This is a genomic window from Kitasatospora sp. NPDC038210 (genome assembly GCF_055600605.1).
Genome location: NZ_JBVJYK010000002.1, coordinates 309,038 through 329,618, shown reverse-complemented (window position 1 = coordinate 329,618; position 20,581 = coordinate 309,038). Strand labels below are relative to the sequence as shown.

Here is a 20,581-nt window from a genome sequence, read left to right as displayed (position 1 = left end):
CTGGCCGCCCCGACCGCACTCAACCGTTCGCGACCGCGCTCAACCGTTCACGACCGCACGCGACCGCAGGCCGCCGCCGGGCCGCGCACCGGATGGGCGTGGCCCGGCGGCCCCGGCTCAGCGGTCGTAGTCGACCGTCACCCGGTCGGTGAGCGGGCGGGCCTGGCAGGTGAGGACGTAGCCGGCGGCCAGTTCCTTCTCCTCCAGGGCGAAGTTGCGGCGCATCTCCACCTCGCCCTCGGTGACCAGGGCGCGGCAGGTGCCGCAGACCCCGCCCTTGCAGGCGAACGGCAGATCGGGGCGGGAGCGCTGGGCGCCGTCCAGGATCGTGCGGTCGCGCGGGAGGGAGAGGGTGCTGCCGCGGCCGTCGAGGACGACGGTGACCTCGCTGTGCTCCCCGCCCGGCTCGGCGTCGGACGCGGTGTCCGCCCTGTCCCAGTCCTCGTCGCGCTCCGGGAGCGGCTCGTCCTCCGCGTGGAACAGCTCCTGGTGCACCCGCTCTCCCGGGACGTCCAGCTCGGCGAGCAGCTCCTTCGCCCCGGTGACCATGCCGAACGGGCCGCACAGCCACCAGTGCCCGATGCCGTCGACGTCCACCAGCGCCGCCAGCAGCGCCCGCACCCGCTCCGGGTCCAGGCGGCCGCTGAGCAGCTCGGCGTCCCTGGTCTCCCGGGAGAGCACGTGGACCAGCTGGAAGCGGCCGAGGTAGCGGTCCTTCAGGTCGGCCAGCTCGTCCGCGAACATCACGGTGTCGCTGCGCCGGTTGCCGTAGAGCAGGGTGACGGTGGAGCGGCGGTCGGCGGCCAGCACGGAGCCGGCGATCGACAGCATCGGGGTGATGCCGGAGCCCGCCGCGAGCAGCACGTGGTCGGCGGGGACGCCGAGTTCGGGGGTGAAGAGGCCCGACGGCGTCAGCACCTCCACCTCCTCGCCGGGCCGCGCCTCGCGCACCAGCCAGCGCGAGAACAGCCCGCCCGGCACCTCCCGGACGGCGATCCGCAGCGGGCCGCCGACGGGGGAGCAGATCGAGTACGAGCGGCGCTCGTCCGTGCCGTCCACCAGCTTGCGCAGCGTCAGGGTCTGCCCGGGGCGGAAGGCGAACTCCTCCGCCAGCTCGTCCGGCACCTCGAAGGTCACCGCCACGGCGTCCTCGCAGAGCCGCTCCACCCGGTCGATCCGCAGCCGGTGGAAGGTGGGGCGGCGGGCCGGGCGGATGCCGGTCGCCCGGGTGTCGGCGGCGGCGGACGGGACGGCGGCGGGCATTCAGATCTCCTTGACGCGTTCGAAGGGCTCCCGGCAGGCGCGGCAGCGCCAGAGCGCCTTGCAGGCGGTGGAGCCGAAGCGGGACAGCTCCTCCGTCTCCGTTCCGCCGCACTGCGGGCACGGCACGGGGGGCGCGGCGGTGACCGCTCCGGCGCCCGTACGGGTCGGGCCGAGGACGAGCGCGACCGGTCCGGCCGCGGCGACGGCGGACGTCGGACGCGGCGGGGCGATGCCCGCCTCGGCGAGCTTGCGGCGGCCCTCGGCGGTGATCAGGTCGGTGGACCACGGCGGGTCCAGCCGCAGCCGCACCCGGACGTCCGGGTAGCCGGCCGCGCGCAGCCGACGGTCCACGTCGCCGGCCATCTCGGCGACGGCGGGACAGCCCGAGTAGGTCGGGGTCAGCCAGGCCGTGACCGCGCCGGTGGCGTCGTCCACCTCGACGTCGGCGAGGACGCCGAGGTCGGCCAGGGTGAGCATGGGCAGCTCCGGGTCCGGGACGGCCGAGGCGACCGCCCGGGCCAGGTCGCGGGTGGTGCCCGCGACCCCGGTACCCGTCGTGCCGGTCCTGGCAGTCGGGCCGGTCGTGCCGGTCATGCCGGTCATGCCGGTCATGCCGGTCATGCCGGTCATGCCGATGGCTCCCGTCACCACGTCGCCCCCGGGTGTGCGCGGGCCACCACCTGCAGTTCGGCGAGCAGCGGGCCGAGGGCCTCGGTGTGCACGCCGTCGCGGCCGGCCAGGCCGAGGACGGTGGCCAGCGGCGCCACGTCCGGCACGGTCAGCCCGGCCTCGGCGAGCACGGCGGCGAGCGAGCGCAGCACCGGTTCGCGCAGGGTCGCCGGGTCGACGCCCACCCGCAGCTCCACCGGGTGGGCCGTGAACAGCTCCTCCAGCAGCGGCCAGACGGCGTCCAGCCCGGCCTGCATCCGCTCGGCGGAGTACGGCGTTCCGTCGCCCAGGCGCAGCGTCCAGGCGGTGGCGTACTCACGGTGGTACGCCAGCTCCTTGACGCCCCGGGCGGCCACCGCCGCGAGCACCGGGTCGGGGTGCGCGCTCAGCGCCTCGTACAGGGCGCCGCGGGCGGTGGCGAAGAGCAGCAGCCGGGCGATCGAGTGCGCGAAGTCGCCGTTCGGCGTCTCCACCAGCCGGACGTTGCGGAACTCGTGCTCCTCGCGCCAGTACGCCAGGTCGTCCTCGCTGCGGCCGGTCCCGTCCGCCTGGCCGGCCCGGGTCAGCAGCAGGCGGGACTGGCCGAGCAGGTCGAGGCCCAGGTTGGCGAGCGCGACCTCCTCCTCCAGCTCGGGCGCCCGGGTGCACCACTCGATCAGCCGCTGGGAGAGGATCAGGGCGTCGTCGCCGAGCATCTGGCAGTAGGCGGCCAGGTCCGCGCCGTCCGTCCCGGCGGGCAGGGTGGTGTCCACGCCGAGCAGCGGGTCGGCGAAGCCCGTCCCGTACGCCCAGCGGCCCTCGCCCTCGGGGCCGGGGGTCGCCTCGGCAAGGCTGAGGTAGACGTGGTCGTCGTGACCGTCGTGACTGCCGTGGCCGTCGTGGCCGGTGCCGGTCGCGGTGTGCCCCGGTGCGGCGGTGTGGTCCTGCATGGCGGTTCCCCCGTCAGATGTGCGGGACATCCTCGGGGATGTCGTAGAACGTCGGGTGGCGGTAGACCTTGTCGCCGCTGGGCTCGAAGAAGGGGTCGCGCTCGTCCGGGGTGGAGGCGGTGATCGCGTCCGAGCGGACCACCCAGAGGCTGACGCCCTCGTTGCGGCGGGTGTACAGGTCGCGGGCGGCGAGCAGGGCCATCCGGTCGTCGGCGGCGTGCAGCGAGCCCACGTGGACGTGGTTCAGGCCGCGCCGGGGACGCACGAACACCTCGTACAGCGGCCAGCCGGCCTTGGACCCGGTCGTGGGCGCGGCCTCGGACTCGGCCTTGGGCTCGGTCACTTTCCGTTCTCCTGTTCGGTGGCGTGCTGTCCGGCGCCGTCAGGCGCGGCGACGTGCTGTTCGACGGGCTGTTCCGCAGTGGGCTGTTCCGCGGCGCGCTTTTCGGCGTAGGCGACGGCGGCCTCGCGGACCCAGGCGCCCTCCTCGTGGGCGGCGCGGCGGCGATCGATCCGCTGGGCGTTGCAGGGGCCCTGGCCGCGGATGACCCGGTTCAGCTCGGACCAGTCCGGCTCGCCGAAGTCCCAGCCGCCGCGCTCCTCGTTCCGGCGCAGCTCGGGGTCGGGGAGCGTGACGCCCAGGTGCTCGGCCTGCGGGACGGTCATGTCGACGAAGCGTTGGCGCAGGTCGTCGTTGGTGTGGCGCTTGATCCGCCAGGCCATCGAGCGCGCGGTGTTCGGCGAGTCCGCGTCCGAAGGGCCGAACATCATCAGCGACGGCCACCACCAGCGGTCCACGGCGTCCTGGACCATCCGGCGCTGGGCCTCGGTGCCGCGCATCAGCGTCATCAGGAGTTCGTAGCCCTGGCGCTGGTGGAAGGACTCCTCCTTGCAGATCCGCACCATCGCACGGGCGTACGGACCGTAGCTGCAGCGGCAGAGCGGCACCTGGTTGCAGATCGCCGCGCCGTCCACCAGCCACCCGATCACACCGACGTCGGCGAAGGTGAGGGTCGGGTAGTTGAAGATCGAGGAGTACTTCTGGCGGCCGGAGATCAGCTTCTCGGTGAGCTCGGCGCGGTCGACGCCGAGGGTCTCGGCGGCGGCGTAGAGGTAGAGGCCGTGGCCGGCCTCGTCCTGGGCCTTGGCGAGCAGGATGGCCTTGCGGCGCAGCGACGGGGCCCGGGTGAGCCAGTTGCCCTCGGGCTGCATGCCGATGATCTCGGAGTGGGCGTGCTGGGCGATCTGGCGGATCAGGGTGGCCCGGTAGGCGTCGGGCATCCAGTCCCTGGGCTCGATCCGTTGCTCGGCGGCGACGACCGCCTCGAACCGGTCCTCCGGCGCCTGCACGGGGCCCGCCTCGGCCACCTCTGCTGTCACCACGGTCCCCTCTCGTGTCCTGCGCCGTCGGCCCGCCCGGAGCTCGGGCACCAACCGACTGACCGTTCGGTCGGTACCATTCTGCGCGGCGGGGCGGAGAGATGGCAAGGCACGAAACAGATAACAGCTGACAGATTTCGAAATCTGTCAGCTGTTATCTGTTACCTGCTACCTGTCACGCGGTTCCCGTGACCTGGTGCTCGCCGTCGGCCGCGCTCCGTCACCCCGGCCGCGCTCCGTCACTCCGGCCGCGCTCCGCGCTCCGCCCTCCACTCCGCCGTCCGCTCACCCCTCCGCGCGATCACGCAGTCGCGGCAGCGGTACGGCGAGCAGCGCCGCCAGCAGGGCGATCCGGGGGGCGAGCTGGTCCAGCCGGATGTGCTCGTGCCGGGCATGGGCCCCGGCACCCACCGCACCGAAGCCGTCCAGGGTCGGCAGCCCGCGCGATCCCGGCAGGTTGGTGTCGCCTGCCCCGCCCGCCGGAGCGCCGTCCAACTGCTGCCCGAGCACCGCGGCGAGCGAACGCACGTGCCGCAGCAGCGGGTTGCCGGTCCGCTCGGGCCACGCCGGACGGCTGGACAACACCTCCGTCCGGACCCGGGCACCCGGGCGCAGCGCGGTGAGCCGGGCGAGGTGGTCGAGCGTGCGGCGCTGAGCCTCGGCGGTGGAGAACCGCAGGCCCAGTTCGGCCTCGGCCCGGCCCGCGACCACGTTGGCACGCGAACCACCGCTGATCCGACCGGCGTTGAGTTCCGTACCGGGCTGGCCCGCGAGGCCGCGGACGAGCACGAGCTGGTCCACCAGCTCGTCGACCGCCGACACCCCGTCGTGGGCGTCGTTGCCCGCGTGCGCCTCGCGACCGGTCACGGTGAGCCGGACCCTGGTGCTGCCGCGCCGCGCGGTCTTCAACCGACCGTCCGGGTGCGGCGGTTCCAGGCCCAGCACCGCTGCTGCTCCGCGCAGTTGGCGTTCGACCAGGCGACGCCCGTCCGGGCTGCCAACCTCCTCGTCGGAGACCACCACCAGGCGCACGGTCCGGTGCGGCCGCTCGCCCAGGTCCGCGAGCAGCGCCAACGCACCCTCCAGGATGGCGAGTCCGCCCTTCATGTCGACCACGCCGGGGCCGGTGAGCCGACCGTCCTGCTCGGCGACGGGCCAGTCCGCCAACGTGCCGACCGGCCAGACGGTGTCGTGATGGCCGACGATCAGCAGGTGCGGAAGGGACTCGTCCCGGCCCTCCCACTCCAGGACGAGGTGGTCACCGGCCGGACCGGGTTCGCGGCGGGCGGTCGCACCGGTGGCGCGGAAACCGGCGGCCAACTCCTCGGCGAGGGCGTCGAGTCGGGGCGCGTCCCCGCTGGGTGATTCGATCCGGGCCAGGTCCGCGCAGCGACGTCGGACGGCGCCGGCGAGCGTACGGGCGCGGGTGCTGAGCGCCTGCGGCAGACCGGGCAGCGCCGCCGTGACCGGGGCTTTGGCGGCGGGGGTCGCGGGGGCGACGGGGGCTGCAGTGGCCGGGTTCGCAGCGGCGGCAGTGGCCGGCTTCGCAGTGGCCGATGCCGGGGGTGCGACGGCTGTGACAGTCACGGCAGTGGCACTGGCTGCCGCCACAACTGTGGCTGTGGCTGCTGCGGCGAGGGCTTCGCCGTCGGCAGCGGCCGGAACGGGGAGCTGGTTGCTGTCGGGTTCCGCGGCGGCCTCCGGTGCGGCGGGCGGCCCGACGATCTGGGGACTCAACGCTCGCCTCCGCGGCCGCCGCCGGTATTCAGCGGTCGGGCCGGCCGACCGCCCCCGCCCGGGTACCCGGCCCGGCCGGAAAGCACCGTTCTGCCCGTATGGTCGGCGGCCCGCCGGAACGGCCCGTCTGGCCCAAGTGCGGTGGAACGGCTGGGCGGCGTGCTTGGCATTGCGTCCTCCTCGCTCGATCCGGTGGCCCCGGTCCGCCCGGAGCCCCGTGGACGGCGGCCTCCTCACGGCGGCACGGTGGCCGGGCCGTCGCAGGGAAGCCGAGATGTGAGCCTAGAAGAACCGTTCGGTTTCCTGCGAGGTGGCCCTGCTCCCAGCGTGCCGGTTCCGGGCCCAGCCTCGGACACCCGTCGGGGAACGGCGGCGGGCGCACGGCGCGCGGGCCTGGATCGGCGCGCGGGCGCGGTCGCCGGATCGCGCCCATCTCCACCATGGACCCGCCGCCCGAGTTCGGCAGCGCAAACCGCCAAGGCACGGCATTTCCACGCCGGATGGGTGACAGCGGCTCAGCATGCGGTACGAACCGGGAGCACGCGACGGCTCAGGGAAGCCCGCCCGGCCTCCCGGCCCGACTCCACCGGAACGTCCGGGGAACACCCGCGTGAACACCGGCCGATGCGGTGCCCCGACGAGCCCCGCCGTGCGCCGCCACCGAGTGCCACGAACACCGCGAACGCCCATGAGCTCCATGAATGCCATGAAAGCCGCGAACAGTCATGAGCACCATGAAAGCCGTGAGCGTCATGAAAGCCATGAACACCGTGAATGGTCGTGAATGCCACGAACGCCACCGAGCACCGCACCGCCGCCGTGCCCAACCGCTCCGGACCGCGCGGCCGCCGCCCTCAGGCGCCGTCCCCGACCAGCCCGGCATCGCGTGCCAGCAGCGCGGCCTGGACCCGGTTGCCGACGCCGAGCCCGGTCAGGATCCGGCTGACGTGTGCCTTGACGGTGCTCTCACGCATCCCCAGCACGCCCGCGATCTCGGCGTTGGAGAGCCCGTCGGCGAGTTCGCGCAGCACGTCGGTCTCACGCGGGGTGAGGCCGGCGACCCGGCTGCGGGCGGCGACCGACCTGGGAGCGCCGACGCGGTGGTAGCGGTCGATCAGGCGTCGCGCAGCCGTCGGGTGCAGCATCCCCTGGCCGCCGGCCACGACGTGCACGGCCCGGGCGATCTCGGCGGGCGGAGTGTCCTTGAGCAGGAAGCCGTCGGCCCCGGCGGCGAGCGCTTGGTACACGTACTCGTCCAGGTCGAAGGTGGTGAGCGCGATGACCCGCGGGGCGTCGGGCAGTTCGCGCAGGCGACGGGTGGCGGCGATGCCGTCGAGCCGGGGCATCCGGATGTCCATCAACGCCACGTCGATCCGCCGGCTCCCGGCGAGTTCGACGGCCTGGAGCCCGTCGGCGGCCTCGGCGACCACGGTGAGCGCCGGGTCCTGGGCGAGCAGGTCGACCAGGCCGAGGCGGACCAGGGCGTCGTCGTCGACCACCATCGTTCGGATCACGCGGCCCCCTTCGGCTGCTGCGTCGGTTGCCGGAGCTGTTCGGACTGCGCTCCCCGCTCGGACCGCTTCGGCAACCACGGCCGGTTCGGTCGGTCCGGCTGGTCCGGCGGGTCCGGGTCCGGGAGCGAACCGTCGGTACGGGCGGGAGCCGGTTCGGGAGCCGCGTCGGGCACCCGTTCGGGCACCGTCTGCCGCAGGCCGCCCGACCTGGGTGACCGGGCGGGCAGGCGGGCGGAGAGCCGGAAGCCGCCCTCCCCGTCCGGGCCCGCGTCGAGCTGACCGCCGAGCGCGCCGACCCGCTCGCTCAGCCCCACCAGGCCGTACCCGCCGCCGCTCCCCGGACCGTCCGGTGGCACCCCGCCTGGGCCGTTGCGGACCTCGACGACCGTGGCCGGCTCCCCGTAGCCGACCCGGACGGTGACCGACGCGGCCGGCGCGTGCTTGCGGGCGTTGGTCAGGGCCTCCTGGACCAGCCGGTGCACGGCCAGCCGGTGGGTCGTCGGGACGGACCCCGGGTCTCCGGCCAGGGCCAGTTCGACCTGCTGCCCGGCCTGGGTCGCCTCGCCGACGAGCTCGGTGAGGTCCCGCAGGGCCGGCCCCGGGACGGGCGCGGCCGTGCTCAGCGGCACGGGCCCGCCCCCGGCGGCGGGGCGGGCCGGAGCGTCGGCGCGCAGCGCTCCCAGGACGTCGCGCAGGTCGTCGAGCGAGCGGGCGGCGGTGGTGCGCAGCAGTTCGAGCCGGTCGGCGAGCCGGTCCGGGTCGGCCGCGACGGTCCCGGCCCTGGACTGGTCGCGCAGCACTCCGGCGTGCAGCACCAGCAGGCTGAGACGGTGGGCCAGCACGTCGTGCATCTCCCGGGCGATCCGGGCGCGTTCGGCGGCCCGGGCCTGTCCGGCGCGCAGCTCGCGCTCGCGGCGCAACGCGTCGACCTGCTCGTGCAGGGTACGGATCAGCACCCGCCTGCCGTGCAGCCACAGGCCGACCGCCAGGGTGGCGGCCTGGACGAGGAGTTGGGAGCCGAACGCACCGGCCCAGCCGGCCGGCGAGTCCGCGTCGGACGCGCTGACCACGGCGATGACCGCGCCCCCGACCGACGCCGGCCCCGTCCGGCCGAGGTAGGCGAGGTGGAAGACGCTGAACATGCCGGGGAAGGCCCGGTCGAACAGCCCTGCGGTGAGCACCGGCAGGACCGCGGAGGCGACCGGGTGGCAGCGGGCGAAGAGGAGGGAGAGCGAGGCCAGCGCGGCCACGACCGTACGCGGTACGCGCAGCGGGCCCTCCGCGCTCAGCCACTGGACCAAGGCCTCCTCTACGGTCAGGGCGAGCAGGCCGAGCAGCAGCGACGTCTCGATCCAGGGCCGGTGGTCCGGGCCGTACCAGCCGAGCGGACTCCTGCGCATCGGGCTTCCCCCTTCCTCGTTCCGACGTCCTGCCGGCCGTCCGCCGCTCGGACGCGAGCACGGTCTCGGGTGTGCGCCACGGCCTCTGACGTGACCACCGGCCCGGGCGTGAACCCGGGCTCGATGCTAGGCGCGCCCGGCTCCGGGTTGCCTCTGTCTTCCGGCCAACCGCACCCTCGACTTTCGTCGGGGGTGCGCGTCGCCGACCGGCCGATCCGCCGCACTCCCGCCCTTCCTACCGTCGAAGACATGACGAACGACCAGCTCCGGCTTCACCCCGACTCGTCGCCCTCAAACCACGGTTGGCCCTCCGGTGGGGACGGCCTGCTGTTCCTCTCCGAGGCCCTGCGCACGTTCCACGACACCGGCGCGCTGGCCCCGAGCGGCCCGGAACTGGTGAACGCGCTGGTGGTGCCGGTCACCAGCCGCCCGAACCACCCGATCTCGGTGCTCGAAGTCGGCGCCGGAACGGGTGTGGTGACCCGCCGTCTGGTCCGAGCGCTGCGCCCGGGCGACCGGTTGCACGTCGTCGAGGCGAACCCGCGGTTCGCCGGCAGGCTCCGGGGCGACCCGGTGCTGGCCGCCCGCCACCCAGGGATCGGGCTGCGGCTCTCGGCCTGCCGGGTCGAGGAGTTGGCACACCGCCGCCCCTCGGCGTCGGCATCGGCACCGACGGGGACGGAGGCGGGGGCGGGCCCGGCGGATCCGGAGGAGCGGTACGACGCGATCGTGTCCGGGCTGCCGTTCACCAACTTCCGCCCCGCGCAGGTCCGCGAGATCCTCGACCTCTACCTGCGCCTGCTGACGCCCGGCGGTGAGCTGACGTACTTCGGGTACCTCGGCACCACGACGGCACGCACCCTCGCCTCGGGCCCGCGTCGGGGCGCCCGCCACCGGACGGTGGTGCGGCTGCTGCGGCAGTTCGAGGCGGCGTACGGGCTGGGCGAGCGCACGGTGTGGCGCAATCTGCCGCCTGCCCGCGCCCACCTCCTCCGCTCCCCGGACCGACGGGCGGGGCATCCCCGACCGCTCGATGATGGACCGGGCACAGGACCGGGGCCGGGCCCGGCTCCGGCCAGGCCGTACGGCGACCGATCCGGGGTGTGCGACAAGCCTTAACAGATGACAATCGACAGATTTCAACTTTCAGATAACAGACGACAGCGAACAGATTTTGAAATCTGTTCGCCGTCGTGCCACAGTGGCACCTGGGCCACCCTGCCCCACCACCCCTCCGGGAGTACGCATGTCCTCCACCACCCGCCCCGCACAGCACCGCCTCGGCACCACCGGGCCCGTCACCTCGACCCTCGGCCTCGGCTGCATGGGCATGTCCGACCTGTACGGCCCGGCCGACGAGGCCGAGAGCATCGCCACCATCCACGCCGCCCTCGACGCCGGGATCACCCTCCTCGACACCGGCGACTTCTACGGCATGGGCCACAACGAGCTGCTGATCCACGAGGCCCTGCGCGGCCGCGACCGCGAGAGCGTGCAGATCAGCGTGAAGTTCGGTGCACAGCGCGACCCCGACGGCCAGTGGCTCGGCTACGACGCCAGCCCCGCCGCCACCAAGACCGCGCTGACCTACACCCTGCGCCGCCTGCGCACCGACCACGTCGACGTCTACCGGCCGGCCCGCCTCGACCCGAAGGTCCCGATCGAGGAGACCGTCGGCGCCATCGCCGACCTGGTGAAGGGCGGCTACGTCCGGCACATCGGCCTCTCCGAGGTCGGCGCCGACACCCTGCGCCGCGCCGCCGCCGTCCACCCGATCAGCGACCTGCAGATCGAGTACTCCCTGCTCAGCCGCTCGATCGAGGCCGCCGTGCTCCCCGCCGCCCGCGAGCTGGGCATCGGCGTCACCGCGTACGGCGTGCTCTCCCGCGGCCTGCTCAGCGGCCACTGGAACCCGGACCGCGACCTCGCCGGCACCGACTTCCGCAGCCACAGCCCGCGCTTCCAGGGCGACAACCTGGCCCACAACCTGGCGCTGGTCGAGGCGCTGCGCACGATCGCCGCCGCGAAGGACGCGAGCGTGGCCCAGGTCGCCATCGCCTGGGTGGCATCGCGCGGGCAGGACGTCGTCCCGCTGGTCGGCGCCCGCCGCCGGGAGCGCCTGACCGAGGCCCTCGGCTCCCTCGACCTCACCCTGACCGAGGCCGACCTCGCCGCCATCGAGGCGGCCGTCCCCGCCGGCTCCGCCGCAGGTGACCGGTACGCTGCCGCCCAGATGGCCCACCTGGACAGCGAGCGCTGACCGGCCCGGGCCGGAACAGCGACAGCGACAGCGACAGCGACAGCCGCGAACGACCGCACCGCCGGACCACAGCACCACAGCACCACCGCACCACCGCACCACCGCACCGCCGGACCACCGCACCACCGCACCACCGCACCAACCGGACGACCCTAAGGACGGACCTCCCCCGTGACCACGGACACCACACTCACCGCCGAGCAGATCCTCATCGCGGCGGAGGACGTCCTCCGGCGGTTCGGCCCGGCCAAGGCCACCGTCGTGGACGTCGCCCGGATCCTCGGCGTCAGCCACAGCAGCGTCTACCGCCACTTCCCGAGCAAGGCCGCGCTGCGCGAGGCGGTCACCCAGCGCTGGCTCGACCAGGCGCACCACCGACTCGCGGCCATCTCCACCGAGGGCGGCTCCGCCGCCGAGCGCCTGCACCGCTGGCTGACGACACTGTTCGCGGCCAAGCGGAAGAAGGCGCTCGACGACCCGGAGCTGTTCGCCACGTACATGGTGCTGGTCGAGGAGAACAGCGGCACCGTCGACGCGCACATCGACACCCTGGTCAAGCAGATCGCTCAGATCGTCCAGGACGGCATCGACGGCAAGGAGTTCAAGCTGGCCCACATCCTGAACACCGCCCGCGCCGTCTTCGACGCCACCGCCCCGTTCCACGACCCGGCCTACGCGGCCACCTGGTCGGCGCCGGAGGCCGACGACCGCTTCGAGGCCGTCTGGAAGCTCGTCCTCGGCGGCCTCAGGGCCAAGTGACGCACCACCCCGAACGACCAGGGCGCCGACGCCCGGAGGGATATCCGGTCGCCGGCGCCTCGGCCGTCCGGCAGACTGCCCGCACAATCGATCTCACTCGGAGGACGACATGCGTGCGGCCGGCCCGGTCCTGGACAGCCTGCAGGGGCTCGCCCTCGGCGATGCCTTCGGCGACCGCTGGTTCTCGGTCCCGGTGGACGAGGCGCCCGCCGCCCTCGCCGCGCGGCTGCCCCGCCCCGCCCCCTGGCACTGGACCGACGACACCGCGATGGCTCTCGTGCTGGTCCGCCACCTGGCCGCCCACGGCGAGGTCCGACAGGACGCGCTGGCCGGGGAGTTCGCCGCCGAGTACGCCCGCGAGTACGGCCGCAAGTACGGCCCGTCGATGCACCGGGTGCTGCGCGGGATCGGGGCGGGCGGGGACTGGCGCGCCATCACCGCGGGCCAGTTCGAGGGCCAGGGATCGTACGGGAACGGTGCCGCGATGCGGGTCGCCCCGCTGGGCGCCTGGTTCGCCGACGACCTGGACGCGGTGGCCCGGCAGGCCGAACTGCAGGCGCTCACCACGCACTTCCACCCGGAGGCGGTCGTCGGCTCGGTGGCAGTCGCCCTCGCGGCCGCGTTCGCCGTGCGGAGCCGGGACGGGACCCCGCCCGGCCGGGCCGAGTTGCTGACCGAGGTCGCCGGACGGCTGCCGGACAGCGACGTCCGCTCCGGCCTGCGGATCGCCGCCCGGCTGCCCGAGCACACCAGTGTCCGGCACGCCGCCGGCGTGCTCGGCTCCGGGGCCCTGATCTCCGCCCCGGACACCGTCCCGTTCGCCCTGTGGTCCTCCGCCGGGCACCCGGACTCGCTGCCCGAGGCCCTCTGGCACACCCTGGAGGGCTGGGGCGACCAGGACACCACCTGCGCGATCGCCGCCGGTGTGGTCGCCGCCCGTACCGGGCTCGCCGACGTCCCGGCCGCCTGGCTGGACGCCCGCGAGGCGCTGCCGGCCTGGGTCACGGGCACCGCGGACGGGCCGGACGCGTCAGGCGACCAGCAGGGCCGCCGGCCGAGCGGTCAGCGCCGCACGATGCGCAGCAGCACCCCGTAGAGGAACAGCAGCACCACCGCGCCGCCGATCGCCGACACCCAGGTCGTCAGGTCGAGGAAGCTCACCTTCACCGACCCGTGCATCCAGTGCGAGACGATCCAGGTGCCGACGTAGGAGCCGGCGATGCCGATCAGGGTGGTCCCGATCAGACCGCGCTCGCCCTTCCCCGGCATCGCCATCCTGGCCAAGGTCCCCGACACCAGGCCCAGCACGATCCACGCCATCCAGCTCATCAGTCGCCCCTCGCGTCATCGGCGTGACGGCCCCGTCGAGACACCGGGTCCGGTCCGAAGGACGCCGGAGGGGACTGCTTGGTTTCCGGTACCCGCGACGACCGACCCGAACCGGCCACCGGACGACCCCGCGCCGGAACGCCGCCCCGCCCGTTCTTCGGGCGGACGACGGCGGCTTGAAGACAGGCCCTAGCGGCGCGAGTTGCCGAACAGCAGCCGGTAGCCGATCAGCAGCACCAGGGCTCCGCCGATCGCCGACGCCCAGGTCGCACCGTCGAAGAAGTGCGCATTGATCGACCGGTGCATGAAGTGCGAGGCGATCCAGCCGCCGACGAAGGATCCGGCGATGCCGATCAGGGTGGTCACGATCAGGCCGCCCGGGTCCTTCCCCGGCAGCAGCAGCTTGGCCAGCGCACCCGCCACCAGGCCCAGCACGATCCACGCGACGATGCTCATCCGTCTTCCTTCCCGTCCCGGCGTGACGTCCCCGTTCCGTCCGCTCTGCCCCGAAGGACGCCGCCTCCGGCCGCGCGGTTCCGACGGTGCGGGGCGCTACGCCCGGGACCGGCCATCGCCCTTCCCCGCCCCACCCTGCGTGGTGTCCTTCCTGCGGGCCGCCCGCGCCGGAATACTGCGGCCATGCGCATCCTGATCGCCACCGCCGGGTCCCGCGGTGACGTGGCCCCCTTCACCGGGCTCGGGGTCCGTCTGCGGGCGGCCGGCCACCGGGTGGCCGTCGCCACCCACACCACCTTCGCCGAGTCCGTGCGAGCGGCCGGACTGGAGTTCCGGGCGTTGCCGGTCGACCCGCGCGCCGAACTCGCCTCCGAACAGGGGCGGCGACTGCTGGAGGCCGGCAGCGGACCGCGGGCCGTCCTCCAACTCCTGCGACTTGGCCGGAAGTTCATGCCCGCACTCGGCGACGGCATCGCCGAGGCCGTCGCGCTCGGCACCGACCTCCTGCTGACCACCAGCACCACCAGCGCGCTCGGTCAGGTCGTCGCCGAGGCCGCCGACGTCCCCACCATCGGACTGTTCCTCCAACCACTCGCCCCCACCAGGGAGTTCGCGCCCGCGGTCACGGGCGCCCGGTCGCTCTCCCGACCCGGCAACCTGCTCGCCGGGCACGCCGTCCAGGCCGCGACCGACCAGTTGTTCGTCCCGGCCGTACGCGGGCTGCGCCGTCGGCTCGGGCTGCCGTCGCTCGGCATCGCCCGGGCCCGGCTCAACCACCCCGTCCTGCACGGCTTCTCGCCGACGGTCGTCCCCCGCCCGACCGACTGGCACCCCTGGCTGGACGTGGCGGGCTACTGGTGGCCGGCCGCACAGCCGGACTGGCACCCCCCGGCCAGGCTCCTCGACTTCCTCGCCGCAGGTCCGCCGCCGGTCTTCGTCGGCTTCGGCAGCCTGGTCGTCCCGGATCCCGAACGGCTCACCGCCACCGTCCTCGCGGCGGCTCGCAGCGCCCGGGTGCGGCTCCTCCTGCAGGCGGGCTGGAGCGGCCTGGCAGCCGAGGACTCGGACACCGTGCTGACCATCGGCGACACCCCGCACGACTGGCTGTTCCCCCGCACCGCCGCGGTGGTCCACCACGCCGGCGCCGGCACCACGGCCGCCACCCTCCGTTCCGGGACGCCCACCGTGCCCGTCCCCGCCCAGCTGGACGCCCCCTTCTGGTCCGCTCGGCTCGCCGCCCTCGGGGTCTCCCCCGGCTCCGTACCCCTCCGGGCCCTCACCCCCGACCGGCTCGCCGCCGCCCTCCGCCGCGCCCTGGACACCCCGCACCACCGCGCCCGCGCCCGCGCCGTCGCCGCCACCCTCGCCGCCGAGGACGGCGCCGCAAAGGTCCTCGCCGCCGTCGAGCGGGCGGCAGCAGGCTCGTGACGAGCGGCAGGCGGCAGGCGGCACGCGGCACGTGGCACGCGGCAGATGACAACGAACAACGATCAGCAAACAGCGAACAGCTGACAGATTTCGAAATCTGTCAGCTGTTCGCCGCCACCCGTCCGTCCGCCCGCCGCCCTCAGGCCTCAGCCCCGGGCTCGGACCCAACCCCGGCCTCAGCCCCGGCCCCGGCCCGCCGACCGAGATTGAGGAGCACATAGAGGCTCGCCGCAGCCACGAGGCCCACGGCCCAGCCGTAGTCGGCGAGCGGCTTGAGGAAGGGGATGAGGCCGTCCGCCGGGAACGGGCCCTGTGCGACACCGTGGGCGTCCACCGTGGAGTAGGAGCCCCCGACGGCCAGCAGGCCGCCCACCAGCAGGGCCACCACGGCCCGCCAGTTCCACCCCGCCGCGTACCAGTACGCCCCACCCGGCCGGTACAGCTCGGCGAGCCGGAGGCGGGTGCCGCGCAGCAGCCAGTAGTCCGCGATCAGGACGCCGGCGACGGTGCCCAGCAGCCCGCCGACCACGCCCAGCCAGGTGTAGATGTAGACGTGCGGGTCGGCGATCAGCCGCCACGGGAAGATCGCGATCCCGACCACGCCCGTGATCAGCGCCCCGGTGCGGAAGTTCACGAACCGCGGCAGCAGGTTGGTGAGGTCGTAGGCCGGCGAGACGACGTTGGCGGCGATGTTCACCGACAGCGTCGCGACCAGGACGGTCAACAGCGCGAAAAGGATGCCCGCCGGGTTCTCCATCTTCGCGGCGAGCTGGATCGGGTCCCACACCGGTTCGCCGTACACGGCCTGGGAGCCCGAGGTGACCAGCACGGACAGGAGCGCGAAGAGCGTCATCGTGGTCGGCAGGCCGAGCGCCTGCCCGCGGATCTGCGCCCGCTGACTGCCGCCGAAGCGGGTGAAGTCCGGGATGTTGAGCGCCAGGGTGGACCAGAACCCGATCATGCCCATCAGCGCCGGGAAGAAGACCCTCCAGAACTCGCGGCCCCACCCCAGCGCGGACGGCTGGTCGAGCAGCGGCCCGAACCCGCCCGCCTTGACGGTGATCCACCCCAGCAGCGCGAGCGCGCCGACGATGACGAACGGCGCCGCCCAGTTCTCGAAGCGCCGCAGTGCCTCCATCCCTCGGGCGATGATGAGCATCTCGATCACCCAGAACACCAGGAAGGACAGCCACTGCGTCCACGGGTACCCACCCAACTCCCCTGCGGTCCGCCACGATTCACCGAACAGCTTGCCCGCGAGCAGGAAGATTCCCTCCCCGCCGATCCAGGTCTGGATGCCGAACCAGGCGCAGGCGACGGCCGCCCGGAGGAGCGCGGGCAGGTTGGCACCGCGCAGCCCGAACGAGGCCCGGGCGAACACCGGGAACGGGATGCCGTACTTGGTGCCGGCATGCCCGGTGAGCAGCATCGGCACCAGCACGATCAGGTTGGCGAGTGCGATGGTCAGCACCGCCTGCTTCCAGTCCATGCCGATCGCGACCAGGCCCGAGGCCAGGGTCCACGAAGGGATGTTGTGGGCCATGCCGACCCAGAGCGCGAGGAAGTTGTACGTGGACCAGGTGCGCCGCGCCACCGGGACCGGTCGCAGATCGTCGCTGGTGAAGCCGTTGTCGGGCAACTCCCCTGCGGCCGGGTCGAGTTCGACCCGCCCGTCGGGGTGCTGCCACTGCCGTCCGTCGCCGGTCGCGGTGTGGGCCATGGGCAACTCCCGTCTGCTGCACCTGGATTCACAGGCAGGTCACAAGTGGGGGATGACGTCCGTCCCGTAGGCGTCGATGGTGCTCTCGATCGCGTCGTGCATGGCGTAGACGGCGAACTGGTCGACGCCGAGCGAGCGGAGTTCCGCCAGGCGCTCGCGCTGCACCTCGGCCGGGCCGATCAGGCAGAAGCGGTCCACGATCTCGTCCGGGACGAAGGCCGTGTCCGGGTTCCCGGCCCGGCCGTGGTGGCTGTAGTCGTAGCCCTGGCGGCCCTTGATGTAGTCGGTGAGCGCCTCCGGCACCAGATCGGAGTGCTCGCCGTAGTGGTCGACCAGGTCGGCGACGTGGTTGCCGACCATCCCGCCGAACCAGCGACACTGCTCCCGCGCGTGGGCGAGGGCGGCGGGCGAGTCGTCGGCGGTGACGTAGGCGGGGGCGGCGACACAGATGGTGACCGAGTCCGGGTCCCGGCCCGCCTCGACGGCGGACGCCCGCACCGCCTTGATCATGAACTCGGTGAGGTAGGGGTCGGCCAACTGCAGGATGAAACCGTCGGCCTGACGTCCGGTCAGCGCGAGTGCCTTGGGCCCGTAGGCGCCCATCCAGATCGGCAGCGAGGCGCCCTCGCCGACCCACGGCAGGTGCATCTCGGTGCCGTCCACCTCGACGGTCCGCCCCTCCGCCAACTCCTTGATGGCGTGCATGGCTTCGGAGAGCCGGGCGAGCGTGGCCGGGTGGCGTCCGGCGACCCGCATGGCGGAGTCACCCCGGCCGATCCCGCAGACCGTACGGTTGCCGAACATGTCGTTGAGAGTGCCGAACAGGGAGGCGGTGACCTCCCAGGTGCGGGTCGAGGGGTTGGTGACCATCGGGCCGACGGTCAGGCGCTCGGTCTCGGCGAGGATGCGGCTGTAGATGACGAACGGCTCCTGCCACAGCACGCAGGAGTCGAAGGTCCAGCCGTGGCTGAACCCGGCCCGTTCGGCGCGGATCATCCGGTCGATGAGCAGGCGGGCGGGCGGGTCGGTCTGCAGGACGAGGCCGATGTCCATGACTTGCTCCAATGACAAGGGTGGGACCGCCGCCCGACCGCCGGTCGGGCCCGGGCGGCGGCTGGTCGACAAGAGGACGTGCGGTTGCGGAAGGACGTGCAGGAACGGAAGGACGTGCGGGAACGGCAGGACGTGCGGGAACGGAAGGGAGCGGACCTGCGAAGGGCGCGGACCCGCGAACGCAGCGGACGTACGAAGGGAGCGGACGTCCGCACGGCGCAGGGCCGCGGATCAGAGCAGGTACTGGCAGGTGTCGCGGCGCAGGAAGGTCCCGTGCCCGGCCCGGCCGAGCCAGGTGTCCCCGTCCAGCACGACGGTGCCCCGCGAGAGCACCGTCCGTGCCCGGCCGGTGAGTTGGCGGCCCTCGTACGCGGAGTAGTCCACGTTCATGTGGTGGGTCGCGGCGGAGACGGTCTGCACCGCCGTGGGGTCGTAGACGACGAGGTCGGCGTCGGCGCCCGGCGCGATGGTGCCCTTGCGCGGGTGCAGCCCGAACATCCGGGCGGGCGTGGTGCAGGCGATCTCGATCCAGCGGCGCCGGGTGATGCGCCCGTCCACGACGGCCTGGTGGAGCAGGTCCATCCGGTTCTCCACGCCCGGTAGGCCGTTGGGGATCTTCGAGAAGTCGCCGCGCCCGAGCTCCTTCTGTCCGACGAAGCAGAACGGGCAGTGGTCGGTGGAGACCACCTGGAGGTCGTTGGTGCGCAGCCCGCGCCAGAGCGCTTCCTGGTGCTCGCGCGGTCGCAGCGGTGTGCTGCACACGTACTTGGCGCCCTCGAAGCCGTCCGCGCCCTCCTCGGCGAGGTTGTCGGTGGAGAGGAAGAGGTACTGCGGGCAGGTCTCGCCGAAGACGTTGAGCCCCTCGTCGCGGGCCCGGGCGAGCTCGGCGAGGGCGGCGGCCGCGGAGACGTGCACCACGTAGAGCGGACTGCCGGCGACCTGGGCGAGCTTGATCGCCCGGTGGGTAGCCTCGGCCTCCAGCAGTTCGCGGCGCACCTCGCCGTGGTAGCGCGGGGCGGTGCGTCCGGCGGCGAGCGCCTGTTCGACCAGGACGTCGATGGCGATGCCGTTCTCGGCGTGCATCATGATCAGCCCGCCGTTGGCGGCGCCGCGCTGCATGGCGCGCAGGATGCGGCCGTCGTCGCTGTAGAAGACGCCGGGGTAGGCCATGAAGAGCTTGAAGGAGGTGGACTCGCCGGAGTCGACGAGGGCGTCCATCTCCTTGAGCACGCCGTCGTTGACGTCGGAGACGATGGTGTGGAAGGCGTAGTCGACGGCGCAGTTGCCGTCGGCCTTGGCGTGCCAGCTGTCCAGGCCCTCGCGCAGCGAGCCGCCGACCGGTTGGACGGCGAAGTCGACGATGGTGGTGGTGCCGCCCCAGGCCGCGGCCCGGGTGCCGGTCTCGAAGGTGTCGGAGGCCGCGGTGCCGCCGAACGGCAGCTCCATGTGGGTGTGGGCGTCGACACCGCCCGGGATGACGTAGTGGCCGGTGGCGTCGATGACGGTGTCGGCGGTCCAGGCCTCGGCGGCGGAGCTGCCGGTGGCGGCGAGGGCGGCGACGCGCTCGCCCTCGATCAGGACGTCGGCGTGGAGTTCGTCGGTGGCCGTGATGACGAGGCCGCCGCGGACGACGGTGCGCTGCTGCGGGTCGCGGGTGGTCATCGCGCTGCTCCTCAGGCCTCGGCGAGCGGTCCGTAGGCGTCGGGGCGGCGGTCGCGGTAGAACGCCCACTGCTGTCGGACCTGTTCGATCAGGCCGAGGTCGAGGTCGCGCACGACGAGTTCCTCCTCCTTGTCGGAGGCGACGTCGCCGACGAACTGGCCGCGCGGGTCGACGAAGTAGGACGTGCCGTAGAAGTCGTTGTCGCCGTACTCCTCGGTGCCGACCCGGTTGATGGCGGCGACGAAGTACTCGTTGGCGACGGCGGCGGCGGGCTGTTCGAGCTGCCAGAGGTAGGCGGACAGCCCGCGGCTGGTGGCGGAGGGGTTGTAGACGATCTGCGCGCCGGCCAGGCCCAGCGCGCGCCAGCCCTCCGGGAAGTGGCGGTCGTAGCAGATGTAGACGCCGACCTTGCCGACGGCGGTGTCGAACACCGGCCAGCCGAGGTTGCCGGGCTTGAAGTAGTACTTCTCCCAGAAGCCCTTGACCTGCGGGATGTGGTGCTTGCGGTACTTGCCGAGGTAGCTGCCGTCGGCGTCGATCACGGCGGCGGTGTTGAAGTAGACGCCGGTCTGCTCCTCCTCGTAGACCGGAACCACGATCACCAGCCCGAGTTCGCGGGCGAGGTCCTGCATCCGGCGTACGGTCGGCCCGTCCGGGACGGCCTCGGCCCACCGGTAGTGCTCGGGTTCCTGGACCTGACAGAAGTACGGGGAGTTGAAGACCTCCTGGAAGCCGATGATCTGCGCTCCCTGGGCGGCGGCCTCGCGGGCGTACCGCTCGTGGAGGGCGATCATGCTCTCCTGGTCACCGGTCCAACGCGTCTGGACGAGGGCGGCACGGACGATCTGCGACATGGGGAACCTCCGCAACTCCGCGGCCCGGCCGTACGGTCGGGCCCGCGGTGAGATGGTTGACGGGGCGGGTCTCACCTGCGGGTCCGCTCGGGGATCCGCAGGGGTCTACGTGCGTAGAAAGCGATCTGTTGACGGTAGGCCGGGCCTTGGTGGCCTGACAATACGTCG

At 73.3% G+C, this 20,581-nt stretch carries 19 protein-coding genes; 5 read left to right on the top strand and 14 right to left on the bottom strand.

The window, feature by feature from the left end:
* Positions 1-117: 117 nt before the first annotated feature.
* From paaE to ACZ7KX_RS04930, 8 genes are all read right to left on the bottom strand, one after another.
* On the bottom strand, positions 118-1,263 hold the full coding sequence (paaE, locus tag ACZ7KX_RS04965) for a 1,2-phenylacetyl-CoA epoxidase subunit PaaE (protein WP_470325329.1): 1,146 nt from the start codon (positions 1,261-1,263) through the stop codon (positions 118-120).
* A complete protein-coding gene (gene paaD / locus ACZ7KX_RS04960; protein WP_470325328.1) occupies positions 1,264-1,893 on the bottom strand; it encodes a 1,2-phenylacetyl-CoA epoxidase subunit PaaD in 630 nt (209 codons plus the stop codon).
* Between the two features lie 14 nt (positions 1,894-1,907).
* Positions 1,908-2,861 carry a 1,2-phenylacetyl-CoA epoxidase subunit PaaC gene (paaC, locus tag ACZ7KX_RS04955; protein WP_470325327.1) on the bottom strand — a complete coding sequence of 318 codons (954 nt, stop codon included), beginning with the start codon at positions 2,859-2,861 and terminating at the stop codon, positions 1,908-1,910.
* A 13-nt stretch (positions 2,862-2,874) separates the two neighbouring features.
* Complete coding sequence (gene paaB, locus ACZ7KX_RS04950) at positions 2,875-3,204, bottom strand: 1,2-phenylacetyl-CoA epoxidase subunit PaaB (RefSeq protein ID WP_350519018.1); 330 nt, start codon at positions 3,202-3,204, stop codon at positions 2,875-2,877.
* The gene (gene paaA / locus ACZ7KX_RS04945; protein WP_470325326.1) at positions 3,201-4,244 is read right to left on the bottom strand and encodes a 1,2-phenylacetyl-CoA epoxidase subunit PaaA; all 1,044 of its coding nucleotides are present in this window, start codon (positions 4,242-4,244) and stop codon (positions 3,201-3,203) included. Before paaA ends, paaB begins: the two co-directional genes overlap by 4 nt.
* 282 nt (positions 4,245-4,526) lie before the next feature.
* Positions 4,527-5,828 (bottom strand): M20 family metallopeptidase, encoded by a 1,302-nt coding sequence (locus ACZ7KX_RS04940; protein ID WP_470325325.1) that lies wholly within the window; start codon positions 5,826-5,828, stop codon positions 4,527-4,529.
* 1,004 nt (positions 5,829-6,832) lie between these two features.
* Complete coding sequence (locus ACZ7KX_RS04935; RefSeq protein WP_350519021.1) at positions 6,833-7,492, bottom strand: response regulator transcription factor; 660 nt, start codon at positions 7,490-7,492, stop codon at positions 6,833-6,835.
* Complete coding sequence (locus ACZ7KX_RS04930; protein WP_470325324.1) at positions 7,489-8,892, bottom strand: sensor histidine kinase; 1,404 nt, start codon at positions 8,890-8,892, stop codon at positions 7,489-7,491. The genes ACZ7KX_RS04935 and ACZ7KX_RS04930 overlap by 4 nt, the downstream gene beginning before the upstream one ends.
* 249 nt (positions 8,893-9,141) lie before the next feature.
* Here ACZ7KX_RS04930 and ACZ7KX_RS04925 point away from each other — a divergent pair, with 249 nt between their 5' ends.
* From ACZ7KX_RS04925 to ACZ7KX_RS04910, 4 genes are all read left to right on the top strand, one after another.
* Positions 9,142-10,011 (top strand): class I SAM-dependent methyltransferase, encoded by an 870-nt coding sequence (locus tag ACZ7KX_RS04925; RefSeq protein ID WP_470325323.1) that lies wholly within the window; start codon positions 9,142-9,144, stop codon positions 10,009-10,011.
* A gap of 127 nt (positions 10,012-10,138) precedes the next feature.
* On the top strand, positions 10,139-11,152 hold the full coding sequence (locus ACZ7KX_RS04920) for an aldo/keto reductase (protein WP_470325322.1): 1,014 nt from the start codon (positions 10,139-10,141) through the stop codon (positions 11,150-11,152).
* 171 nt (positions 11,153-11,323) lie between these two features.
* Positions 11,324-11,911: a TetR/AcrR family transcriptional regulator gene (locus ACZ7KX_RS04915; RefSeq protein WP_350519025.1), complete on the top strand. Its 588-nt coding sequence runs from the start codon at positions 11,324-11,326 to the stop codon at positions 11,909-11,911.
* 109 nt (positions 11,912-12,020) lie between these two features.
* On the top strand, positions 12,021-13,007 hold the full coding sequence (locus tag ACZ7KX_RS04910) for an ADP-ribosylglycohydrolase family protein (RefSeq protein WP_470325321.1): 987 nt from the start codon (positions 12,021-12,023) through the stop codon (positions 13,005-13,007).
* Here ACZ7KX_RS04910 and ACZ7KX_RS04905 read toward each other — a convergent pair.
* Positions 12,974-13,240 (bottom strand): GlsB/YeaQ/YmgE family stress response membrane protein, encoded by a 267-nt coding sequence (locus tag ACZ7KX_RS04905; RefSeq protein ID WP_470325320.1) that lies wholly within the window; start codon positions 13,238-13,240, stop codon positions 12,974-12,976. The genes ACZ7KX_RS04910 and ACZ7KX_RS04905 overlap by 34 nt on opposite strands.
* Positions 13,241-13,429: 189 nt before the next feature.
* Entirely contained in the window at positions 13,430-13,696 is a 267-nt protein-coding gene (locus ACZ7KX_RS04900) for a GlsB/YeaQ/YmgE family stress response membrane protein (protein ID WP_350519028.1), read from the bottom strand.
* A gap of 183 nt (positions 13,697-13,879) precedes the next feature.
* Between ACZ7KX_RS04900 and ACZ7KX_RS04895 the strand changes: the two genes are divergently transcribed.
* Positions 13,880-15,124, top strand: a complete 1,245-nt coding sequence (locus ACZ7KX_RS04895; RefSeq protein WP_470325319.1) for a glycosyltransferase — start codon at positions 13,880-13,882, stop codon at positions 15,122-15,124.
* 139 nt (positions 15,125-15,263) lie between these two features.
* On the opposite strand, the gene ACZ7KX_RS04890 is transcribed toward ACZ7KX_RS04895, so the two are convergent.
* The 4 genes from ACZ7KX_RS04890 to ACZ7KX_RS04875 all read right to left on the bottom strand — a co-directional run bounded on the left by ACZ7KX_RS04890 (position 15,264) and on the right by ACZ7KX_RS04875 (position 20,413).
* Positions 15,264-16,844, bottom strand: a complete 1,581-nt coding sequence (locus ACZ7KX_RS04890) for an NCS1 family nucleobase:cation symporter-1 (RefSeq protein ID WP_470325318.1) — start codon at positions 16,842-16,844, stop codon at positions 15,264-15,266.
* A 39-nt stretch (positions 16,845-16,883) separates the two neighbouring features.
* Complete coding sequence (locus tag ACZ7KX_RS04885) at positions 16,884-17,897, bottom strand: TIGR03842 family LLM class F420-dependent oxidoreductase (RefSeq protein WP_470325317.1); 1,014 nt, start codon at positions 17,895-17,897, stop codon at positions 16,884-16,886.
* A 231-nt stretch (positions 17,898-18,128) separates the two neighbouring features.
* The gene (gene hydA / locus ACZ7KX_RS04880; RefSeq protein WP_470325316.1) at positions 18,129-19,559 is read right to left on the bottom strand and encodes a dihydropyrimidinase; all 1,431 of its coding nucleotides are present in this window, start codon (positions 19,557-19,559) and stop codon (positions 18,129-18,131) included.
* Between the two features lie 11 nt (positions 19,560-19,570).
* A complete protein-coding gene (locus tag ACZ7KX_RS04875; protein ID WP_350519033.1) occupies positions 19,571-20,413 on the bottom strand; it encodes a nitrilase-related carbon-nitrogen hydrolase in 843 nt (280 codons plus the stop codon).
* Between the last annotated feature and the right edge of the window lie 168 nt (positions 20,414-20,581).

What these genes read in the sequence shown, in the direction of transcription:
- paaE (WP_470325329.1), bottom strand. Translation starts at nt 1,263, where the DNA reads ATGCCCGCCGCCGTCCCGTCCGCCGCCGCCGACACCCGGGCGACCGGC.
- paaD (WP_470325328.1), bottom strand. Translation starts at nt 1,893, where the DNA reads ATGACCGGCATGACCGGCATGACCGGCATGACCGGCATGACCGGCACG.
- paaC (WP_470325327.1), bottom strand. Translation starts at nt 2,861, where the DNA reads ATGCAGGACCACACCGCCGCACCGGGGCACACCGCGACCGGCACCGGC.
- ACZ7KX_RS04930 (WP_470325324.1), bottom strand. Translation starts at nt 8,892, where the DNA reads ATGCGCAGGAGTCCGCTCGGCTGGTACGGCCCGGACCACCGGCCCTGG.
- ACZ7KX_RS04925 (WP_470325323.1), top strand. Translation starts at nt 9,142, where the DNA reads ATGACGAACGACCAGCTCCGGCTTCACCCCGACTCGTCGCCCTCAAAC.
- ACZ7KX_RS04920 (WP_470325322.1), top strand. Translation starts at nt 10,139, where the DNA reads ATGTCCTCCACCACCCGCCCCGCACAGCACCGCCTCGGCACCACCGGG.
- ACZ7KX_RS04910 (WP_470325321.1), top strand. Translation starts at nt 12,021, where the DNA reads ATGCGTGCGGCCGGCCCGGTCCTGGACAGCCTGCAGGGGCTCGCCCTC.
- ACZ7KX_RS04905 (WP_470325320.1), bottom strand. Translation starts at nt 13,240, where the DNA reads ATGAGCTGGATGGCGTGGATCGTGCTGGGCCTGGTGTCGGGGACCTTG.
- ACZ7KX_RS04900 (WP_350519028.1), bottom strand. Translation starts at nt 13,696, where the DNA reads ATGAGCATCGTCGCGTGGATCGTGCTGGGCCTGGTGGCGGGTGCGCTG.
- ACZ7KX_RS04895 (WP_470325319.1), top strand. Translation starts at nt 13,880, where the DNA reads ATGCGCATCCTGATCGCCACCGCCGGGTCCCGCGGTGACGTGGCCCCC.
- ACZ7KX_RS04890 (WP_470325318.1), bottom strand. Translation starts at nt 16,844, where the DNA reads ATGGCCCACACCGCGACCGGCGACGGACGGCAGTGGCAGCACCCCGAC.
- ACZ7KX_RS04885 (WP_470325317.1), bottom strand. Translation starts at nt 17,897, where the DNA reads ATGGACATCGGCCTCGTCCTGCAGACCGACCCGCCCGCCCGCCTGCTC.
- hydA (WP_470325316.1), bottom strand. Translation starts at nt 19,559, where the DNA reads ATGACCACCCGCGACCCGCAGCAGCGCACCGTCGTCCGCGGCGGCCTC.
- ACZ7KX_RS04875 (WP_350519033.1), bottom strand. Translation starts at nt 20,413, where the DNA reads ATGTCGCAGATCGTCCGTGCCGCCCTCGTCCAGACGCGTTGGACCGGT.